We start from the raw sequence: 14,700 nt of genomic DNA on the forward strand, positions 1-14,700 counted from the left end.
GCTGTCCCCCTGGGCACACTGCGGCTGCTGCCGCCTTCCGCGGCTGGGTGCCAGCCGCACCCTGGGGGGGGTTTTGGCGGCCTTCGGCCGCGCGGGCATGAAAGTGCCCCCCTGGGTGTGGGCCAGGGGGGCTGAGGGGGTGTGGAGCGGGGGAGGGGTTCCGCCTTCGGCGTCACCCTCCGTAGTTGTAGCTCATGTCGCCTTCGGCGGCATGGCATGTACACGCAGGCGCGCGCTGGTTCCGAAGGCCCAGCTTCGGCCCGTCGTCCAGACCGATCCGGGGTTGTGGACCGGGATGGACACCTCCATCTCTTCCAGCAGCTCGCCGGACGGGCCGAGCATCTCCAGCACGGCCCGGATCTCCTGCTGCTCGCTCACGCTGCCTCCGGCGGCCCGGGGCGGGGCTGGAGGTGGAGCTCCGGCTCCTCCTGGCCGGCCTCGGTGAGCGCCACGATGCGCGGGCGGCGGCGGCCGTTGTCCGTCAGGGTGGTGTGGAACGCGCGGGCGTTCGCCTGGTCCTGCCTCTGCTGCTTCCGGGTGTACTCGGGTATCTCGGCGGCGGCCTGAAGCTTCCGGAGGTACCCGCCTACGGCGGGGAGCGGGGGCTGCTCGTCGCTCATCCGGCCACCACCGAGGTGTACGGCCGGAGCTCGGCGTAGCGCGGGTCCTCCACGATAAGCAGGACGGCGGCGCGCAGCTTCTCGCACATCTCGTCCCAGAGCACCCCGTGCTCCCGTTCCCTCTGGCCGCCGTGGGCGTCCAGGGAGACCGTCACGTCGAGCGCGCAGCTCTCCACGGCGTAGCCCATCAGGCGTCCCACGGGGTGTAGACCACCCGGTGGGGGTGGCTCTCGCCGGGGCAGGTGATGGCCTCCATCTGCACGAGGGAGTCCCACACGAGCCCGGCCGGGCCGTCCTCGCCGCCGTTGTCCCGGACGAACTCGTCGCGGCAGGGGAACGGGTCCTCCGGCTTGAGCTCGCCCGTCACGGTCTTGAGCTGGTACTTGCGGTACAGCTGTCCAGCGTCCATCACGCCGCCTTCTCTCCGGTGCGCGACAACCGCGCGTTGTCGGTCTTCCGCGTCTCCGCGGAGCCCCGGTACGCCGGGTGCCCGCGGTGCGCGCGGAGGTAGGGGGAGAGCTGCTGGCGGCTCTCCCGGGGGAGCCCCTCGGAGCCGAACCACCAGGCGAACTCTTCGTCGCTCATGCTGCTCATGGCGCCATGGTAGGGGCCTTGTTCGGGATTTGGTCACAATCCGGGTGCTCCTGCATGTGCCACTTCTGGTAGCGGCGTAGGCGGAGCTCGTGCCACCAGACGGACCCGAGGGCCAGGGGAGCGGCCCCGAGGGCGAGGGAGAGGGTGTGCAGCACGTAGGCGAGCAGGCAGCCCGCGAGGGTGATGCCGAGGGAGGTGAGGCCCTGCGCCTGGCGGATTCGCTCGGGGGTGGTGTCGTCGTGGGTAGCCATGGCGGGATGGTACGGGACAGGGCCCCGGCGCGGAGCCCAATTCCCGCCGGAGCCCTGGACTTTGACGCCCCGTCAGTAAGGGCGGGGCGGGGTGCGGGCCGCCGCGCACAGCACGCAGCAGCTCACCCCGTTGAGCGTGGTGACGGCCCGGAGAGGGAGCACCGCGCCGAACCCCCAGTCCCTGCCGCCCGCCGCGTGGGTGTCGATGATCCGGGGGCGGTCCGGATCTTCCGTGGCGTGCAGCTCGATCGCGGCGGCCAGGAAAGCCCGGTCGCCCACCCCGTTGTCCTCCACCCGGTAGCGGTTCGGGTGGTTGAGGACGTCCGCGATGCAGTACGCGCAGATCTTCATCGCGGCTGCGGCTGCACGGCCACGGCGGCGTTCGACCAGAACATCACCTCGCGGAGCCGGAGCATCGCCTGCTCCCGCTCCGGACCGGGCGGGAGGAGCTCGTCCAGGGTGGTGGCGAGGTGGCCGCACACCCCGCGCACGACGTTGTGCGCGGCGGCCCGCTCCGGGCCGGGCGGGTGGTGGCGGAACTTGTTGAGGAGCTCGGAGTCACTCGGCTTGCTCACTGGGGTGCCCCTCTCTGGGCGTGGTCCATCATGATCGTTGCGTAGCGGTCGTGGGCGGTGAGGCCGCCGCGCCAAGCCCACCACCCGACGTGTTCCCCGGCCCGGGCCGCGGTGCGCCAGGCGCTGGCGCGCCGCGGGGGCGGGGCGAGGAGCAGCAGCCCGGCGAGGACCAGGCCCCCACCGAGGAGCAGCAGGCGGGGCCTCACTCCGGGCGCTCCGGGGGCTTCCCGCCCAGGAGGGCGAGGGCCTCGGTCAGCTTGTCGATCAGGGCGACGATGTCCTCCGCCCAGAGGGGGTGGCCGTTCAGGGTGATGGACTCGGTGCCCTCCAGCCACTCCAGGACGTGACCGCCAGCGGAGGCGACGTGGCGGATCACCTTCCGGAACTCGTCCACGGGGGCGGCCATGGTCAGACCTCCGGGGTCTCGTCGGCGGCGGGGGCCTCCGCGGGGGGCTCGTCCAGCGGGAACGCGGCGTCCACGGCGTCCTGGAGCCCGAGCGCCTCCGCCTCGGTGTGGGCGGGGAGCTTGGCGACGATCGCGTGCAGCAGCTCGTTCTGTGCGGTGCTCATGGGGGGTCCTCTCAGATCGATTCGATGGCGGTAGCGGTGCCCTGCTCGGAGTCCAGGACGTCCGCGCGGGCGACGAGGGTCCGGCCCGGGGTGGCGCCGGTCACGACGGCGAAGAGGCGGTCGCGCGGGATGACGCACACCTGCTCTCCGCCGAAGTCTTCGGTGTGGGGGAGGCTGGGGATGCGCACGGCAGCGTTCTGCGGGGCATAGGCGGCCGGGGCGCCGATGTACCACCAGCCGGTTCCCGGGGTGGAGCCGGTGGCCCGGGAGTACCCGAACAGGGTCACCGAGTAGGCCGGGCCGCCCGCGATGGCGGGGACGGACACCTGCGGGAACGAGGTGGAGTCGTAGGCGGGGATGCCCTGCGGGAAGCGGACGCTGAGCGGCAGGCCGCCCGCGACCGGACAGGACAGCTGGTAGGTCAGGACGCTGGAGATCGTCGCGAGGCTCTGCACCGTGACGGGGCCGGACACGGCGGCGCCGACCGGCGCGGTGGCGATGTCGAACCCGGTCATCACCGCGCCCTGGTCCAGGCCCACCAGTCCGGCCGCGCCCGCGGCGAAGGACAGCGTCTTGGCGGTGGGGATGCCGCCGGTGATGGTGCCGCCCGGGTTGGTGTTGTCCACCAGGAGCAGGCGGCGCACGGACCACTGGCGGCCGACGGCCGGTGCGCCGAGGTCGAACACGGCGGTGCCGGTGGGCTGGACGACGGCAGAGGAGGTGGCGGTGTACTTGATCCCGGCGAGCTTCGTACGGCCGTGACGGTCCCGGCGGTCCTGGCCGTCCGCCATCCGGCCGACGTCGCTACCGATCTGGGCGACGAGCTCCAGCCATGCGCCCGCTTCCTGGGACGGGGCCGGGGTGGAGAGGATCTCGGTGTCCGTGGGGGTGGTGGTCACTGCTCCTCCGGTGTGCGGGAGAGGGCCCGGCTGATCGCTCCGCCGGTCATGACGTCCAGGCCGATGTAGACCAGGCCGAGGGCGGCGAGCACCATCACGCCCGCCATGACGCGATTCGCCACGGTGTATTCGGGCACCTCTGCTGTTTCGTCATCCATAGTCGGATGATACCCCCCGGGGGTATGCTGCCGGTATGGCTGAAACCGAATTGGTGGGCCCGGACGTGGCCCGCGAAATCCACGAAATCCACGAGATGCTGACCAAGCTCATGCCGCTGGTGGAGCGGGCGGCGCCGCTGCTCGACTCCCCGATGGTGAAGCTCGCGAGCTCCCCGATGGGCGCGAAGCTCGCCAGCTCGCCCGTGTTCGGCATGCTGAAGGGGCCGCGCCGTGGGTGACGACGACAAGGCGCTGACAGCCGAGGACGTGAAGGCGATCGTCGCCGAGGTGATGGCCGGGGCGCAGCCGAAGAGCGCAGCCCCGAAGGCAGCCGCCGCGGGCGACGTCACGGCGCAGGTAGAAGCCGCGGTGGCGAAGGTGCGCGCCGGGGACGCCGCGGCGGCCGAGCAGAAGTCGCTGAGTGACCGGCTGGCGGCGCTGGAGGCGGGCAAGGCCAAGCCGGAGCCGGAGAAGCAGCCCAAGACCTACCGCAAGATCACCTCTTTCCTGTGGGGGAACGACGATGACGACTGACCGAGAGATCCGCCAGTGGGCGCGCGAGGCCGGGCACGACGTGCCGGTCCGTGGGCGGCTGAACGAGGAGTTCCGCGAGCTCTACGCCGCTGCCCACCCGGACGCCGTGATGACCGACAACCCGTCGTTGTCGGTGATCGACGGCGGGGCCGAGGGCCCGGGTGTCCGGCCGCCGGAGCCGCTGGACACCGGGGAGGTGGCCCCCACGCCGCCGCCGGGTCTGGCCGGGAAGCTGCTGGGTGGCGGGCGCCGGTCCGGCTCCGGGATGCGTCCGCCGAAGAAGCGCGTGTCGCTGGAGGAGCTGGCGGCCGGGGCGTGGGGCCTGCTCGGCACCGCGGCCGGCCAGCAGGGGCTGATGCCCACCGCGCGGGTGCTCCAGATGCAGGCGCCGATCGCGGGCGCCATCCTGGAGGACACCCTCCGGGACACCCTCGCGGACAAGGTGCTCCAGCCCCTGGCGCGCGGTCAGCAGACCGCCGGGGAGGTCTTCTCCCTGATCGGTCCGCCGGTGATCGTCACGGCGATCTCGATGAACCCGGCCCGGGCCCCCATGCTCCTGCCGATGCTGAAGGGCATGATGCGGCAGTGGGTGCTGCTCGCCGGGCCTCGCCTGAAGGCGAAGGCCAAGCGGGAGGAGAAGGCGCTCAAGGACATGGGCGTGGAGGACCCGGCGAGCCTGGACGCCATGTTGGACGACATGATCAACGGCCTGTTCGACGGCATGTGGGCGCAGCCGGGTGACGGTGGTCTGAGTGCTGCCGCGTAGCACTGGTGATGAGGTGGAGGGCCTCTCCTGGGAGGACTTCCTCACCTACTGGCAGCACGAGTGGAAACCCGGCCAGCACTGCGCGCTCATCGGGCCCACCGGCATGGGGAAGAGCACGTTCGCGCTGGGGGCGATGGCCCACCGGAAGTACGTCCTCGCCCTGGACCCGAAGGGCGGGGACTCGACCTTGGCCACCACGGGGTGGCCGCGGCTGCTGGAGTGGCCGCCGCCCCGGCAGGTGTACGAGCAGATCGCCGAGGGCCGCCCGGCCCGCTTCATCGTCGGCGGGAAGACGCGGACGCTGGCAGACCGGGCGCTCCTGGAGCAGCTGCTCCGCGAGGTGATGAACGGGGTCTTCGAGAGCCGGGGGTGGACCGTCTACGCGGACGAGTTCCAGCTCCTGGCGGACCGGAAGATGATGAACCTGGGGGCGCAGGCGGAGCTCCTGCTCATCGCGGCCCGCGACAAGGGCATCAGCTTCGTCACCTCGTATCAGGCCCCGGCGTGGGTGCCCACCGCGGCGTCCCGTCAGGCGACGTGGGTGGTGGTGTGGCCCACCCGGGACGTCAACGTCGTCAAGGCCCTCGCGGAGATCATAGGCCGGGACTGGCGGATGGTGCAGGAAGCGGTGCGGGCGCTCCCGCCGTACCACGTGCTCGTGGCGAACCGAAACCCGCACGACCCGCTGATCATCACGAAGGCGCCCGCGCGCTAGAGCGTCTTGAGCTCGTAGACCACGGTCGCGCACACCCGCACGTCGCTGCCGCCGTAGGCCCCGGCCACCACCTGCATGGTCTTCCCGGCCCCGATGTTGAAGCCGTGCATGGCCATGTGCACCCGCTGGTGCGCGGTGGTGCCGGGCACGGTCTTCACGGTGCAGAGCTCGATGATGTTCCCGTCCGAGCTCTGCACGTGCGCCGTGACGGACTGGACGCCCGCGACGGCCGCGAGCTGTGCCGCCGACACCTGGAGCTCGATCTCCCAGATCTGGAGGTACTTCGTCGCGGGGACGGCGGGGATGATGTTCCCGGTGCCGCCCGCTGGCGTCAGCAGCTCGTAGTAGTCCTGGAGGACGTTGTAGGACAGCGGGTCTGCCATCACCTCAAGCTGGGAGCCGACGCCGAGGGTGTTGTACACCTGCACGAACCCGCGGGTGGAGTTGTCCACGGTGGGGCTGGCGGGGGAGACGCCGCCGCCGTCCGTCCACCCGGCCGCCGAGAACCCGTCCCAGCTCGCGGTGATCTGGTAGGAGGGCGGGTCCTGCGCGCCGAGGTACACGCCGACGAGCCGGAGCTGTTCCTGCCCTACGGCCTGGACGTCGCGGAAGACGGGCCACTCGAACGCGCTGAGGAACGGGGTGCCGGAGCGGTAGAGGGTCCAGGAAATGCCCTGCGGGTCGTGGCCCTGCGGGAAGGACACCGAGATGGAGCCGGTCCAGATCAGGCCCTGCGGCACCGGGGGGAACAGGAACTCGACCGTCTGGGTGTCGGCGTCGAACTGGCTCAGCAGCTGCTGGTGGAGGGGCTGGATCGTCACAGCGAGCTCCCGCGGTTCTGGAGGACGGCGAGGGCCTGGCCGTGCTCGTCCACCCGATCGCGCAGCTGCTCGTGCCGCCGGTCGGACTCGGCTACGTGCCGGTCCAACGCCTTGACGGCCCCGGCCGCGACGGTGGAGGCGTCCTGGATCGTCGTGCTGATCCGCATCAGGTACCGCAGCAGGCCGCCAACGACGCCCAGCAGGGCGGCGCCCGCCGTGCAGTACTCCGCGAGTCTGTCCATCGTCGTCACGCGCCCTTCGCCCTCTGCTGGGTGGTCTTCGGCTGGCTCCGAATGTGCTGCGCCCCGGCGGCGAGCTGGCCAGCCAGCGCGCCGCCGCCCGGGATCACGTTCGCGGCGCTGGCGGCCTGGTCGAGCGCGCCGGACTTCTGGAGGCCGTACGCGGCAAGGATGATGAGGCCGAGTCCGCCCACGACGGCGCCGCCGACGCACAGCAGGCTGCCGAGGACGGCGCGGCCCTGGCCGCGGGTGAGCAGGCAGACGTAGCCCACGACCGGCAGGTCGAACCCGATGAGGCAGTCTGCCTTGCTGGTGTCGCTGGCCTGCGTCACGGTGCCGGTCCCGGTGCCGGTGCCGCCGGACGGCGCGGCGTCGCTGCCGTCATAGGCCGCGCCGTTCATGTACTTCCGGTACGCGCCGTTGGTGTAGGTGGACCACGCCTTGAGCCCCTGGCTCTTGTAGATCGAGACGGCGGCGCGGGCCTGCGCCTGCGGGCTGGCGCGCAGCGCGGACGGGGAGCCGAACGCCTTCGTGCGGCCGGGCAGGAGGGAGCCGTAGTAGTTGATCTGCCACAGCCCCACCGAGTAGTCCGGCGGGGTGGTGTTGAGCGCGGACGGGTTGCCGCCGGACTCGGCGATGGCGATGGCGGCCATCGTGGGGGCGAGCTCCGCCGGGCCGCCCGCGGACGTCCAGAGGTTCTCCAGCGTCTGGTAAGAGAGGGCGGCCACCGGTCAGTCCTCGGTGCCGGGCGCGGACGACTTGAGCCCGGCGGCGCGGGCGTGCATGTACTGGGCGTACATCAGGCCGATGGCGACGCCGCCGCCGAGGATGGTGGGGCCCGGGCGCTTGCTCATCATGGCGGCGACGCCGACGAGCGCGGCGGCCTGGAGCGTGCCGATGTTCACCCACTTCATCAGGGTGGCGCTCCGCTTGCCCGCGTTGATCTCGGCGGTCTGCGGGGACGAGCAGGCGGCAGCAATCACCTCGTACACGAGCCCGGCGGACACCATGAACGCGATGGCGTCGTCCTCGCGGATCGCGGTCCAGTCAGCCACGGTGGGCTCCTCTCGGGGATCAGGTGAAGCGGACCGGGCGGGTCCACGTCTGGCGGTCGGACGGGTCCATCGGGATGGCGGCCGGGGGGAGCCGGAGCGCAGCGCCCGCGCCGCGCAGCAGGGTGCCGCGGCTCCAGCCGTTGGCGACGGGCACCGCGATGCCGCCGGGGATCGCGTGCCAGTTGCGCTCCAGGCGCGCAGTCATCATCAGCGGTACCTCCCGGCGGAGTGGAGCGACGCGAACGTGCCCGCGGCCACCATGAGCGCCGGTTCACCGGCCGGGGTGAGGCCGGAGTACAGCGTCTCGTAGGTGGCCACGTCGGCCGCCTGGCGGATGAGGTGGGTCGGGGCCGCGGTCGGGGCGCCGTGGGTGCCGAGGATGCGCATCTCCGGCGGCCCGACGTTCTGGGTGGTGCTGAAGTTCGGGGCGCTGCTGGAGCAGCTGCCACCGCATCCTGCGCACATGTCGTCATCTCCCTTACACCAGGCGCCACGTGCCGGGGATGGCCACGGACGAGTTGTTCATGAGGACGTTCTGCATGCCGGTCGCGGCGCGGGCCCGGAGGGTGGCCTGCGTCTCGGCCGGGCGGATGCCGGGGGCCAGCTGGTAGTTCCACAGCTCCTCCCAGCCCTTGCCGTACCGGGCCGCGATGGAGCTGAAGGAGTCGCCGGTCTTGACCGTGACCCACTGCGTCCCGAGGTCCTGGACCGGCGCGGGCTGGGAGGGGGGCGGGGTGGGCACCGGGGACGGGGTGGTGACCGGCGGGGGAGTCGTCGTGGGCGGGGGAGTCGTCGTGGGCGGCGGGGTGGAGGGCTGCCCCTGGAGCAGCTTCAGCTGATCCCACAGGAGCCGGAACTGATTGTCCGACAGGCCCTGATCGACGGGCATGACGGTGGTAGTGGGCGAGCCGGTGTAGACCGGCTGCTGCGCCGCCTTCGTGTCGGCGTCGTCGCCGGTGGCCTTCGCAGGCTTGCGCAGGAACCACACCAGGCCGAGGAGCCCACCGGCGCCGACCGCCCACGCCCACGCGGGCAGCGGGCCGATCTTCGTCGTCCCCGTGAACGCCTCAGCCATGGGTCACCCGGCCGGTGCCGCGCCACTGCGGCCACGTCTGGACGACCGCGGGCTGACCGATCTGCGACTGCCCGCCGACGCGCCGCATGCGCTGCGCGACGCCCGCGAGGTTGTAGATCTGCACGGCCGGGACGGGCATCGGGTTGTCCCGCAGCAGGCTCACGGGCGGGTGCATGTTCTCCGGCGTCGGGTAGTAGATCGACGGGAACATGACGTCCGGGGAGCAGTGCGACGGCTGGGTGCGCGGGTCGAACGAGGTGGGCGGGATCGCGGCGGGCCGGGGCGAGGGAATCGCCTGCGTGCCCGGGAAGCCGTGCACGCGGACCAGGCCGCCGGAGCTCGCGCGAGTGGATGTGGTGGGCTGCGGCATCAGCGCGGCCAGGGCGTTGGCCGGGACGCCCGCGGTGTTCATGTGGTAGCGCATGCCGGAGCTCCCCCTCCTACTGCGGTGCGACGCCGAGAAGCGCGGACTCCGCAGGCTTGGTGATCGAGACGATCCCGTTCGCGGCGGCGCGGGTGCCCTCGGGGTGGATCAGGACGTCCGCGATGATGATGCCGGTGACCACCAGGCCGAGAAGCCCGATGAAGGTGGTGGGTCGCATGGTTCTCAACTCCCTTACTGCGCGGTCTGGTTCTGGGTGGCCTTGCTCGGCCAGAAGTTCAGGAACGCGGCGCCGACGAACCCCCACGCGAGCGTGTTGGCGAGGCCGGAGTACGCCTCCGCGAGGAGGGCCAGGAGCACGAACAGGCCGCTCGTGCTGATCAGATCGGCGGGCAACGGCGGCCGGTTCTCCCGGGCCACCTCCCGGTAGATGATCAGGCCCTCACCGACGAGCCACGCCAGGATGAGCGTCGTCACGGATCAGACCTCCGGCTGGGGCTTCTGGTAGGTCCACGGCGCGTCGCCGGGGTGCTGGTCGGGTCCGACGTACTGATCGGTGCCGCCGCTGCTGGGTGCCGCGGCGTACTGCTCCGGGGGCCACTTGCCCTTGTACCGGCCGGGGATGACGAGCTCCGCGATGCCGATCTTGTAGCCCTGGAGCTGGCAGTAGCCCCAGAGCATGAGGGTGTAGCCGCCCCAGAGCAGGCCCATGCCGATGGCGGGCACCGGGGACTACCGGGTGGTGGACGTGGGCATCGGGCGGACCCACTTGTGGTAGGCCCAGACGCCGCCGACGCCCACGAGGACGCCCACGATGAAGTGGCGGGACATGCTGATCAACTCCGTTCGGGGTGGGGCTCAGTGGGGGAGGGTCCACCAGAGCCAGGTGAGCGCGACGGTGGCGGCGATGCCGACGGCGACGGAGCCGAGGGCGGCAGTCTCGCGGCCCGCGGTCGGGGAGGACGCGCCGACGATGCCGTACGCCCGGCTGGAGATCGTCCCCCCCTCCTGGGTGTTGGCGTACGAGGGGGGCAGCGCCGGGGCCGGGACGGTGAAGCCCGCGCTCATGCCGAGGTTCAGGCCGGCCATCGGTTACACCTCCGGGAGGCCCTGGATCAGGGTGCCCGCGGGGACCACCTGACCGACCAGGCAGGAGAGGGTGTAGGGGGCGGTGCCGCCGGAGCCCCACGGCGCACCCTGCACCTCGATGAGGGTGCCGGGGTTGGTGGAGAGGTAGGTCTCGCCGGTGTCGAACAGACCCTGCTGGTTCTGCGCGAGCGAGGTCTTGCGCGAGATGGCGATGACGCCGGTCGGCCGGGTGAGGCCGTCGTAGGTGATCTGCATGTCGTCGTAGATCTCGGTGATGTCCGAGTCGATGAGCGGCACGCCGTCCACGAGGAGCCGGAAGCGCTGCGGCCAGGCGTCCACGCGGGCGCCGGTCGAGTCGCGCAGGATGAAGATGAGCTCGGTCAGGTAGCCGCCGAGACGCGGGAGCTGCACCGTGGTGGTGGAGTTCGCGCCGAAGGTGGGGTTCGCCTGCTGGTACACCCACTGGCAGGTGGTGCCGAGTCCGGGCGGCTGGATCGCGACGCCCTCGGGCAGCCAGTAGAAGTCCGAGTCGTTGACGAGCTCGATCGTCGGGACGGTCGTGGGCAGCGTGGAGTAGACGCCGGAGCTCGGGGCCATGTTCAGGGTGAGCGTGGGCAGCAGCGAGGCGTTCGCGCCGGAGATCACGCCGTACGCCTTCGCGAACTCCAGCGGCAGGTAGGTCGAGAAGGTGAAGTTGCCGGTGCCCGCGGCGATCGCGGAGTAGCTCGCGAGGTTCTTCACGTCGCGGGTGGGGCCGATGCCGAACTGCCCGGAGAACATGGGCAGGAGGTTCAGGATCTCGTAGCCCGGACCGACGATCAGCGGGTTGCCGAACGAGTCCTTGAGGGTGACCAGGCTGACGCAGTTGAACGGCGCGTCCGCGTTGCCCGCGACGCTGGAGCCCGCGCCGCCGGTGGCCTTGAACTTCAGCCGGTAGCCGCGGAGGTAGCCGGGCACCGACGCGAGCGGCTGGGAGACCAGGCCGCCGAACTGGATACCCGGGATGTCGTACTGCGGGCGGCGGCCGGGCTGAGAGTGCCGGATGAACGGGCCGCCGGGCGGCTCGATGGTGGTCTGCGGCTGCTGGCGGCCGGTGACGACGCCGGAGTCGGTCATGCGAGGACCGTCGCAATCTCGGCGGCCCCGTGGGCGAGGCTGCCGGGTCGGGTCTCGGCGAGGGTCTTCGCGGCCCAGAGACGGACCATGCCGAGTACGGGATGGAGGAGAACGCCCGTGATCAGGGTGAGTTCCATGATTCGACGCGTGGGCACTGGATACCCCCCGGGGGTATACGAGATCCTGGCACCATATACCCCAGGGGGGTATACAGTAATTCCTTAGCACCATAGCCCTGATCCCGCCACCTCCGCTACAGGGAGATTCAGTTGAGCGCGTTCGGCATCGACGTCTCGTCCATCCAGGCCGCCAACGTGGACCGGCCCGGCATCGCCTTCACGGTCGTCAAGGCCACCGAGGGCCGGACCTACACCAACCCGGACCACACCGCGCAGGTGGCCACCGCCCGCGCGGCCGGTCACGTCGTGGGCCACTACCACTACCTGTGGCCCGGTCACATCGACGAGCAGGCCGCCTACTTCGTCCGCCAGGCCGCCGCGCAGCCGGGCGACTTCCTCGCCTGCGACTGGGAGACGGCGAGCTCCGCCGGGGCCGCGAGCTCCGCCGAGAAGGACCAGTTCATCCGGGCCGTGCAGCGCCTCGCGCCGGGGGTCAAGGTGGTCCTCTACTGCAACCGGGACTTCTGGGTGAACCGCGACAAGTCCAGGTTCGCGGGTGACGGGCTGTGGATCGCGGACCCGGACCACGCCCCCGGCCGGCCGAATGTGTCGGCCCCGTGGCTCATCCACCAGTACGGGCAGGACGGCGTGGACCTGGACGTGTTCAACGGCTCCGCGGAGCAGCTGCGCGCGTGGGCGGGCGCCAACGGCACCCCGCGGCCGTCGGCGCCGCCGACGTCGACCGGGTGGCCTACCTACACGGTGGTGCCGGGCGACAACCTCTCGACCATCGCGGCCCGGCACGGCGTCAGCCTCTCGATGCTGGAGGACGCCAACCCGCAGATCTCGAACCCGGACCGGATCTTCCCGGGGCAGGTGCTCCAGCTCCCGGCCGCCGGGTCCGCCCCGGCCCCGGCCCCCGCGCCGCGGCGCACCTACGTGGTGCGCCCGGGCGACAACCTCTCGCAGATCGCGCAGGCGCACCGGGTGACCCTGGCGGCGCTGGAGCAGGCGAACCCGAAGATCTCGAACCCGGACCTGATCTTCCCGGGCCAGGAGATCAACCTCCCCTAACGGGCCGTCTGCGGCCGTTCGGCTGACGGCCGGGCCCCGAGGGCTGTAGCGTCGGGGACATCCGGATCGGTGACAACCCCGTGTTGTCGGCCTCTCCCGCCCTGGTACGGCGCCCGGGGGTTGCCACCGAAAACGAGCAGGGCCCCCGTGAAGCGCTCACGGGGGCCCTGCTTGCTGCTGTCGGTCAGTGCAGATCGGTGCGGATCACGAACTCGTCCCCGGCCGTGGTCCGCACGCCCACGACGTTGGGTGCGGCCGGGAAGATCCGGTGGACCGTGCCCACGACGCGGCGGCGCGGCTTCACCATCCGAGGGTTGTATCCGCCCCAGTCGTGTTCGTCCACAACGACTCCCGACGCGGTATCGCCGAATTCCCTCATGCCCGACTTGCTCATATCGCTCTCTCCCTATCGGGTCTTGCAGGTGCACCGGTCGCGCTCGTACGCGAGGGCGGCCTCCCGCTTGGCACGGATCTCGGTATCGCAGTCGATACCGACGCGGACGTACAGGCGGATCAGCGCCCGGATCGAGATACCGCGCCGCTCCGCCTCCGCGCGCAGTAGGGTGTGGATTTCAGGGGTGAAGCTCGCCAGCACGCTGGAGCTGTAGGTGTTCTGCCGTGGTCTCGACACGGTGATATCGCCCATCCTTGAGGGTGCCGCCCGGTGATATCGGTGAAGCGATATCGACCGGGCGGCGTCGTTTCTGTGGTGGTACCGGTCAGCCGCAGACCGCGCAGGGGAACACCCTCGCGGCGTGGTAGCTGGGGTTCCCCGGGTGGCGCTTGCACTCCCGGCAGCGCGCGCAGCAGCTGCACTTCCGCTCGCCGCACTCCTCGCAGTGGGTGACCGGGCGGTCGTGAGGGAGCGGCGGGTAGTTGGTGATGTCGTCCATGCTGTCCGGCAGGTATCGCGGGCTCATCTGTTCGGGTCCTCTCCCGTAAGCTGGTATCGACGTGGCGGCCCCCCTGATCTCTCCGCAGGGGGGCCGCCGTTGTGCTACGCGGACCGGCGCGCCTCGCGGCGGGCGGCCAGCTCGTCTCCCCAGACCTCGCGGGAGGCGGCCTGGACGTCGGCCTTGCGGGCGTTGATCTTCGCGGTGATGGACGGGACGCCGAGCTTGCGCGCCATGGCCGCCGGACCCCACCGCTTCACCGCGTTCTGACGGCTCATGGTGTGGCCGCCGAAGGTGAGGAAGCGGGCGATGTCCCCGAGGCTGAAACCGCCCTCGGTGTGGAGTCGGTGCGCCGCACGGTCCACGGCGTCCCGGAACTCGTCCTGAACGGTGAGCATGTAGGCGAGGGCGTCGGGGTTCTCGGACGCCCGCTTCTCGAAGGCGGAGACCATGCGGCCCACCATCTTCGCGAAGTCGTCGTCTTCGTACTGCTTCTTGGCCCGCTTCTTCGGCGGGGCCGCGTGACGACCGCTCATCGGCCGTACCTCCTTGGTGAGTTGGGCGACAACCTCTCGTTGCCGCTCTGAGGTACACAGTAGCGGAAAAAACGTCAGTCCGCTATCGTTTCTCTCGTCGGTCCGGTCGGGTCGGCACTGCACTGAGGGAGTCCTATGAGCGCCTATGATGATCTTCGTCCACCCGGACTGCTGCTCGTCCTGCTGCTGCGGGCCGCCGTCGCGGACCCCGCGGACGGACCGTGGCTCACCGTGGCCCGGTCCGAGGACAGCGGGCTGATCACGCACCACATCACCGTGACCAGGGTGTCGGACACTCCTACCCGACTCACCCTGTTGTCCGGCCTGGACGTGCTCAGCTACGCCCACGCCCACCGGTGGACGCCCGATGAGGTGCGGACGCCCACCAACCGCCAGATCAGTTCCCTGCGGACGCACGCCATCCTGCACAGCGAGGCCGGCCAGTGGGCGCAGGACTACTCGAGCTGGACCACGTGGCGCACCACCCCGGAGCACCACGCCGAACACCAGCGGTACGCCGAGCACGCCGAGCAGGCGGCCCGCTCGCTGCGGCACATCCTCGCGAAGCAGTGGCTCACCAGCCACTGACCGCGGGCCCGATGGGCGACAACCTCATGTT

Annotated in this window: 37 protein-coding genes; 6 read left to right on the forward strand and 31 right to left on the reverse strand. The window is 71.2% G+C overall.

What is annotated here, in order from left to right:
• Positions 1 to 192 precede the first annotated feature (192 nt).
• The 13 genes from ACFUEL_RS20240 to ACFUEL_RS20300 all read right to left on the reverse strand — a co-directional run bounded on the left by ACFUEL_RS20240 (position 193) and on the right by ACFUEL_RS20300 (position 3,667).
• Complete coding sequence (locus ACFUEL_RS20240; protein WP_380237769.1) at positions 193 to 378, reverse strand: hypothetical protein; 186 nt, start codon at positions 376 to 378, stop codon at positions 193 to 195.
• The gene (locus ACFUEL_RS20245; RefSeq protein ID WP_380237771.1) at positions 375 to 620 is read right to left on the reverse strand and encodes a hypothetical protein; all 246 of its coding nucleotides are present in this window, start codon (positions 618 to 620) and stop codon (positions 375 to 377) included. The genes ACFUEL_RS20240 and ACFUEL_RS20245 overlap by 4 nt, the downstream gene beginning before the upstream one ends.
• Positions 617 to 820 carry a hypothetical protein gene (locus ACFUEL_RS20250; RefSeq protein ID WP_380237772.1) on the reverse strand — a complete coding sequence of 68 codons (204 nt, stop codon included), beginning with the start codon at positions 818 to 820 and terminating at the stop codon, positions 617 to 619. Before ACFUEL_RS20250 ends, ACFUEL_RS20245 begins: the two co-directional genes overlap by 4 nt.
• Entirely contained in the window at positions 808 to 1,029 is a 222-nt protein-coding gene (locus ACFUEL_RS20255; RefSeq protein ID WP_380237773.1) for a hypothetical protein, read from the reverse strand. Before ACFUEL_RS20255 ends, ACFUEL_RS20250 begins: the two co-directional genes overlap by 13 nt.
• Entirely contained in the window at positions 1,029 to 1,214 is a 186-nt protein-coding gene (locus tag ACFUEL_RS20260; RefSeq protein WP_380237774.1) for a hypothetical protein, read from the reverse strand. The genes ACFUEL_RS20255 and ACFUEL_RS20260 overlap by 1 nt, the downstream gene beginning before the upstream one ends.
• Positions 1,211 to 1,465, reverse strand: coding sequence for a hypothetical protein (locus tag ACFUEL_RS20265; RefSeq protein WP_380237776.1), 255 nt, complete (start codon positions 1,463 to 1,465; stop codon positions 1,211 to 1,213). Before ACFUEL_RS20265 ends, ACFUEL_RS20260 begins: the two co-directional genes overlap by 4 nt.
• A gap of 72 nt (positions 1,466 to 1,537) precedes the next feature.
• The gene (locus ACFUEL_RS20270; protein ID WP_380237777.1) at positions 1,538 to 1,816 is read right to left on the reverse strand and encodes a hypothetical protein; all 279 of its coding nucleotides are present in this window, start codon (positions 1,814 to 1,816) and stop codon (positions 1,538 to 1,540) included.
• The gene (locus tag ACFUEL_RS20275) at positions 1,813 to 2,040 is read right to left on the reverse strand and encodes a hypothetical protein (protein WP_380237778.1); all 228 of its coding nucleotides are present in this window, start codon (positions 2,038 to 2,040) and stop codon (positions 1,813 to 1,815) included. Before ACFUEL_RS20275 ends, ACFUEL_RS20270 begins: the two co-directional genes overlap by 4 nt.
• Positions 2,037 to 2,246 carry a hypothetical protein gene (locus tag ACFUEL_RS20280; protein ID WP_380237779.1) on the reverse strand — a complete coding sequence of 70 codons (210 nt, stop codon included), beginning with the start codon at positions 2,244 to 2,246 and terminating at the stop codon, positions 2,037 to 2,039. The genes ACFUEL_RS20275 and ACFUEL_RS20280 overlap by 4 nt, the downstream gene beginning before the upstream one ends.
• Entirely contained in the window at positions 2,243 to 2,446 is a 204-nt protein-coding gene (locus tag ACFUEL_RS20285; protein ID WP_380237780.1) for a hypothetical protein, read from the reverse strand. Before ACFUEL_RS20285 ends, ACFUEL_RS20280 begins: the two co-directional genes overlap by 4 nt.
• 2 nt (positions 2,447 to 2,448) lie before the next feature.
• On the reverse strand, positions 2,449 to 2,610 hold the full coding sequence (locus ACFUEL_RS20290) for a hypothetical protein (RefSeq protein WP_380237781.1): 162 nt from the start codon (positions 2,608 to 2,610) through the stop codon (positions 2,449 to 2,451).
• An 11-nt stretch (positions 2,611 to 2,621) separates the two neighbouring features.
• Complete coding sequence (locus ACFUEL_RS20295) at positions 2,622 to 3,509, reverse strand: hypothetical protein (RefSeq protein WP_380237782.1); 888 nt, start codon at positions 3,507 to 3,509, stop codon at positions 2,622 to 2,624.
• Positions 3,506 to 3,667 (reverse strand): hypothetical protein, encoded by a 162-nt coding sequence (locus ACFUEL_RS20300; RefSeq protein WP_380237783.1) that lies wholly within the window; start codon positions 3,665 to 3,667, stop codon positions 3,506 to 3,508. The genes ACFUEL_RS20295 and ACFUEL_RS20300 overlap by 4 nt, the downstream gene beginning before the upstream one ends.
• A gap of 35 nt (positions 3,668 to 3,702) precedes the next feature.
• Between ACFUEL_RS20300 and ACFUEL_RS20305 the strand changes: the two genes are divergently transcribed.
• The 4 genes from ACFUEL_RS20305 to ACFUEL_RS20320 are packed head-to-tail and all read left to right on the forward strand — an operon-like array spanning position 3,703 to position 5,682.
• Complete coding sequence (locus tag ACFUEL_RS20305) at positions 3,703 to 3,906, forward strand: hypothetical protein (RefSeq protein WP_380237784.1); 204 nt, start codon at positions 3,703 to 3,705, stop codon at positions 3,904 to 3,906.
• Complete coding sequence (locus ACFUEL_RS20310; RefSeq protein ID WP_380237785.1) at positions 3,899 to 4,201, forward strand: hypothetical protein; 303 nt, start codon at positions 3,899 to 3,901, stop codon at positions 4,199 to 4,201. Before ACFUEL_RS20305 ends, ACFUEL_RS20310 begins: the two co-directional genes overlap by 8 nt.
• Entirely contained in the window at positions 4,191 to 4,967 is a 777-nt protein-coding gene (locus tag ACFUEL_RS20315; protein WP_380237787.1) for a hypothetical protein, read from the forward strand. The genes ACFUEL_RS20310 and ACFUEL_RS20315 overlap by 11 nt, the downstream gene beginning before the upstream one ends.
• Positions 4,954 to 5,682, forward strand: a complete 729-nt coding sequence (locus ACFUEL_RS20320) for an ATP-binding protein (protein ID WP_380237788.1) — start codon at positions 4,954 to 4,956, stop codon at positions 5,680 to 5,682. The genes ACFUEL_RS20315 and ACFUEL_RS20320 overlap by 14 nt, the downstream gene beginning before the upstream one ends.
• Here ACFUEL_RS20320 and ACFUEL_RS20325 read toward each other — a convergent pair.
• The 14 genes from ACFUEL_RS20325 to ACFUEL_RS20390 form a co-directional block, all read right to left on the reverse strand.
• Positions 5,679 to 6,503, reverse strand: coding sequence for a hypothetical protein (locus ACFUEL_RS20325; protein ID WP_380237789.1), 825 nt, complete (start codon positions 6,501 to 6,503; stop codon positions 5,679 to 5,681). The genes ACFUEL_RS20320 and ACFUEL_RS20325 overlap by 4 nt on opposite strands.
• Positions 6,500 to 6,745, reverse strand: a complete 246-nt coding sequence (locus ACFUEL_RS20330) for a hypothetical protein (protein ID WP_380237790.1) — start codon at positions 6,743 to 6,745, stop codon at positions 6,500 to 6,502. The genes ACFUEL_RS20325 and ACFUEL_RS20330 overlap by 4 nt, the downstream gene beginning before the upstream one ends.
• 5 nt (positions 6,746 to 6,750) lie before the next feature.
• Positions 6,751 to 7,470, reverse strand: a complete 720-nt coding sequence (locus tag ACFUEL_RS20335; RefSeq protein WP_380237791.1) for a transglycosylase SLT domain-containing protein — start codon at positions 7,468 to 7,470, stop codon at positions 6,751 to 6,753.
• Positions 7,471 to 7,473: 3 nt separating this feature from the next.
• Positions 7,474 to 7,797, reverse strand: coding sequence for a hypothetical protein (locus tag ACFUEL_RS20340; protein ID WP_380237792.1), 324 nt, complete (start codon positions 7,795 to 7,797; stop codon positions 7,474 to 7,476).
• Between the two features lie 19 nt (positions 7,798 to 7,816).
• Positions 7,817 to 8,005: a hypothetical protein gene (locus tag ACFUEL_RS20345; RefSeq protein WP_380237793.1), complete on the reverse strand. Its 189-nt coding sequence runs from the start codon at positions 8,003 to 8,005 to the stop codon at positions 7,817 to 7,819.
• Entirely contained in the window at positions 8,005 to 8,262 is a 258-nt protein-coding gene (locus tag ACFUEL_RS20350) for a hypothetical protein (RefSeq protein ID WP_380237794.1), read from the reverse strand. Before ACFUEL_RS20350 ends, ACFUEL_RS20345 begins: the two co-directional genes overlap by 1 nt.
• Positions 8,263 to 8,275: 13 nt before the next feature.
• Positions 8,276 to 8,872 (reverse strand): LysM peptidoglycan-binding domain-containing protein, encoded by a 597-nt coding sequence (locus ACFUEL_RS20355; protein ID WP_380237795.1) that lies wholly within the window; start codon positions 8,870 to 8,872, stop codon positions 8,276 to 8,278.
• The gene (locus tag ACFUEL_RS20360; RefSeq protein WP_380237796.1) at positions 8,865 to 9,296 is read right to left on the reverse strand and encodes a hypothetical protein; all 432 of its coding nucleotides are present in this window, start codon (positions 9,294 to 9,296) and stop codon (positions 8,865 to 8,867) included. The genes ACFUEL_RS20355 and ACFUEL_RS20360 overlap by 8 nt, the downstream gene beginning before the upstream one ends.
• Positions 9,297 to 9,312: 16 nt before the next feature.
• Positions 9,313 to 9,474, reverse strand: a complete 162-nt coding sequence (locus ACFUEL_RS20365; protein ID WP_380237797.1) for a hypothetical protein — start codon at positions 9,472 to 9,474, stop codon at positions 9,313 to 9,315.
• A gap of 14 nt (positions 9,475 to 9,488) precedes the next feature.
• A complete protein-coding gene (locus tag ACFUEL_RS20370; protein WP_380237798.1) occupies positions 9,489 to 9,731 on the reverse strand; it encodes a hypothetical protein in 243 nt (80 codons plus the stop codon).
• Positions 9,732 to 9,734: 3 nt separating this feature from the next.
• Positions 9,735 to 9,980, reverse strand: a complete 246-nt coding sequence (locus ACFUEL_RS20375; RefSeq protein WP_380237799.1) for a hypothetical protein — start codon at positions 9,978 to 9,980, stop codon at positions 9,735 to 9,737.
• Between the two features lie 132 nt (positions 9,981 to 10,112).
• A complete protein-coding gene (locus ACFUEL_RS20380; protein ID WP_380237800.1) occupies positions 10,113 to 10,343 on the reverse strand; it encodes a hypothetical protein in 231 nt (76 codons plus the stop codon).
• A 3-nt stretch (positions 10,344 to 10,346) separates the two neighbouring features.
• Positions 10,347 to 11,459 carry a hypothetical protein gene (locus ACFUEL_RS20385; RefSeq protein ID WP_380237801.1) on the reverse strand — a complete coding sequence of 371 codons (1,113 nt, stop codon included), beginning with the start codon at positions 11,457 to 11,459 and terminating at the stop codon, positions 10,347 to 10,349.
• On the reverse strand, positions 11,456 to 11,596 hold the full coding sequence (locus ACFUEL_RS20390; protein WP_380237802.1) for a hypothetical protein: 141 nt from the start codon (positions 11,594 to 11,596) through the stop codon (positions 11,456 to 11,458). Before ACFUEL_RS20390 ends, ACFUEL_RS20385 begins: the two co-directional genes overlap by 4 nt.
• A 132-nt stretch (positions 11,597 to 11,728) precedes the next feature.
• Between ACFUEL_RS20390 and ACFUEL_RS20395 the strand changes: the two genes are divergently transcribed.
• Positions 11,729 to 12,652: a GH25 family lysozyme gene (locus ACFUEL_RS20395; protein ID WP_380237803.1), complete on the forward strand. Its 924-nt coding sequence runs from the start codon at positions 11,729 to 11,731 to the stop codon at positions 12,650 to 12,652.
• Positions 12,653 to 12,836: 184 nt separating this feature from the next.
• Here the strand turns inward: ACFUEL_RS20395 and ACFUEL_RS20400 are convergent, their stop codons facing one another.
• The 4 genes from ACFUEL_RS20400 to ACFUEL_RS20415 form a co-directional block, all read right to left on the reverse strand.
• Positions 12,837 to 13,046: a hypothetical protein gene (locus ACFUEL_RS20400; protein WP_380237804.1), complete on the reverse strand. Its 210-nt coding sequence runs from the start codon at positions 13,044 to 13,046 to the stop codon at positions 12,837 to 12,839.
• A gap of 12 nt (positions 13,047 to 13,058) precedes the next feature.
• The gene (locus tag ACFUEL_RS20405; RefSeq protein ID WP_380237805.1) at positions 13,059 to 13,247 is read right to left on the reverse strand and encodes a hypothetical protein; all 189 of its coding nucleotides are present in this window, start codon (positions 13,245 to 13,247) and stop codon (positions 13,059 to 13,061) included.
• A 124-nt stretch (positions 13,248 to 13,371) separates the two neighbouring features.
• On the reverse strand, positions 13,372 to 13,572 hold the full coding sequence (locus ACFUEL_RS20410; RefSeq protein ID WP_380237806.1) for a hypothetical protein: 201 nt from the start codon (positions 13,570 to 13,572) through the stop codon (positions 13,372 to 13,374).
• A gap of 77 nt (positions 13,573 to 13,649) precedes the next feature.
• On the reverse strand, positions 13,650 to 14,081 hold the full coding sequence (locus ACFUEL_RS20415) for a hypothetical protein (protein WP_380237807.1): 432 nt from the start codon (positions 14,079 to 14,081) through the stop codon (positions 13,650 to 13,652).
• Between the two features lie 135 nt (positions 14,082 to 14,216).
• Here ACFUEL_RS20415 and ACFUEL_RS20420 point away from each other — a divergent pair, with 135 nt between their 5' ends.
• Positions 14,217 to 14,669 (forward strand): hypothetical protein, encoded by a 453-nt coding sequence (locus ACFUEL_RS20420; RefSeq protein ID WP_380237808.1) that lies wholly within the window; start codon positions 14,217 to 14,219, stop codon positions 14,667 to 14,669.
• Positions 14,670 to 14,700 lie beyond the last annotated feature (31 nt).

The organism is Kitasatospora sp. NPDC057198 (assembly GCF_042670125.1).
GTDB lineage: Bacteria > Actinomycetota > Actinomycetes > Streptomycetales > Streptomycetaceae > Kitasatospora.

Coding starts and splice junctions, on each gene's coding strand:
- ACFUEL_RS20410 (WP_380237806.1), bottom strand. CDS start 13,572: ATGAGCCCGCGATACCTGCCGGACAGCATGGACGACATCACCAACTAC.
- ACFUEL_RS20265 (WP_380237776.1), bottom strand. CDS start 1,465: ATGGCTACCCACGACGACACCACCCCCGAGCGAATCCGCCAGGCGCAG.
- ACFUEL_RS20400 (WP_380237804.1), bottom strand. CDS start 13,046: ATGAGCAAGTCGGGCATGAGGGAATTCGGCGATACCGCGTCGGGAGTC.
- ACFUEL_RS20330 (WP_380237790.1), bottom strand. CDS start 6,745: ATGGACAGACTCGCGGAGTACTGCACGGCGGGCGCCGCCCTGCTGGGC.
- ACFUEL_RS20385 (WP_380237801.1), bottom strand. CDS start 11,459: ATGACCGACTCCGGCGTCGTCACCGGCCGCCAGCAGCCGCAGACCACC.
- ACFUEL_RS20390 (WP_380237802.1), bottom strand. CDS start 11,596: ATGGAACTCACCCTGATCACGGGCGTTCTCCTCCATCCCGTACTCGGC.
- ACFUEL_RS20355 (WP_380237795.1), bottom strand. CDS start 8,872: ATGGCTGAGGCGTTCACGGGGACGACGAAGATCGGCCCGCTGCCCGCG.
- ACFUEL_RS20365 (WP_380237797.1), bottom strand. CDS start 9,474: ATGCGACCCACCACCTTCATCGGGCTTCTCGGCCTGGTGGTCACCGGC.
- ACFUEL_RS20285 (WP_380237780.1), bottom strand. CDS start 2,446: ATGGCCGCCCCCGTGGACGAGTTCCGGAAGGTGATCCGCCACGTCGCC.
- ACFUEL_RS20305 (WP_380237784.1), top strand. CDS start 3,703: ATGGCTGAAACCGAATTGGTGGGCCCGGACGTGGCCCGCGAAATCCAC.
- ACFUEL_RS20255 (WP_380237773.1), bottom strand. CDS start 1,029: ATGGACGCTGGACAGCTGTACCGCAAGTACCAGCTCAAGACCGTGACG.
- ACFUEL_RS20420 (WP_380237808.1), top strand. CDS start 14,217: ATGAGCGCCTATGATGATCTTCGTCCACCCGGACTGCTGCTCGTCCTG.
- ACFUEL_RS20245 (WP_380237771.1), bottom strand. CDS start 620: ATGAGCGACGAGCAGCCCCCGCTCCCCGCCGTAGGCGGGTACCTCCGG.
- ACFUEL_RS20350 (WP_380237794.1), bottom strand. CDS start 8,262: ATGTGCGCAGGATGCGGTGGCAGCTGCTCCAGCAGCGCCCCGAACTTC.
- ACFUEL_RS20415 (WP_380237807.1), bottom strand. CDS start 14,081: ATGAGCGGTCGTCACGCGGCCCCGCCGAAGAAGCGGGCCAAGAAGCAG.
- ACFUEL_RS20345 (WP_380237793.1), bottom strand. CDS start 8,005: ATGATGACTGCGCGCCTGGAGCGCAACTGGCACGCGATCCCCGGCGGC.
- ACFUEL_RS20300 (WP_380237783.1), bottom strand. CDS start 3,667: ATGGATGACGAAACAGCAGAGGTGCCCGAATACACCGTGGCGAATCGC.
- ACFUEL_RS20260 (WP_380237774.1), bottom strand. CDS start 1,214: ATGAGCAGCATGAGCGACGAAGAGTTCGCCTGGTGGTTCGGCTCCGAG.
- ACFUEL_RS20270 (WP_380237777.1), bottom strand. CDS start 1,816: ATGAAGATCTGCGCGTACTGCATCGCGGACGTCCTCAACCACCCGAAC.
- ACFUEL_RS20360 (WP_380237796.1), bottom strand. CDS start 9,296: ATGCGCTACCACATGAACACCGCGGGCGTCCCGGCCAACGCCCTGGCC.
- ACFUEL_RS20380 (WP_380237800.1), bottom strand. CDS start 10,343: ATGGCCGGCCTGAACCTCGGCATGAGCGCGGGCTTCACCGTCCCGGCC.
- ACFUEL_RS20290 (WP_380237781.1), bottom strand. CDS start 2,610: ATGAGCACCGCACAGAACGAGCTGCTGCACGCGATCGTCGCCAAGCTC.
- ACFUEL_RS20315 (WP_380237787.1), top strand. CDS start 4,191: ATGACGACTGACCGAGAGATCCGCCAGTGGGCGCGCGAGGCCGGGCAC.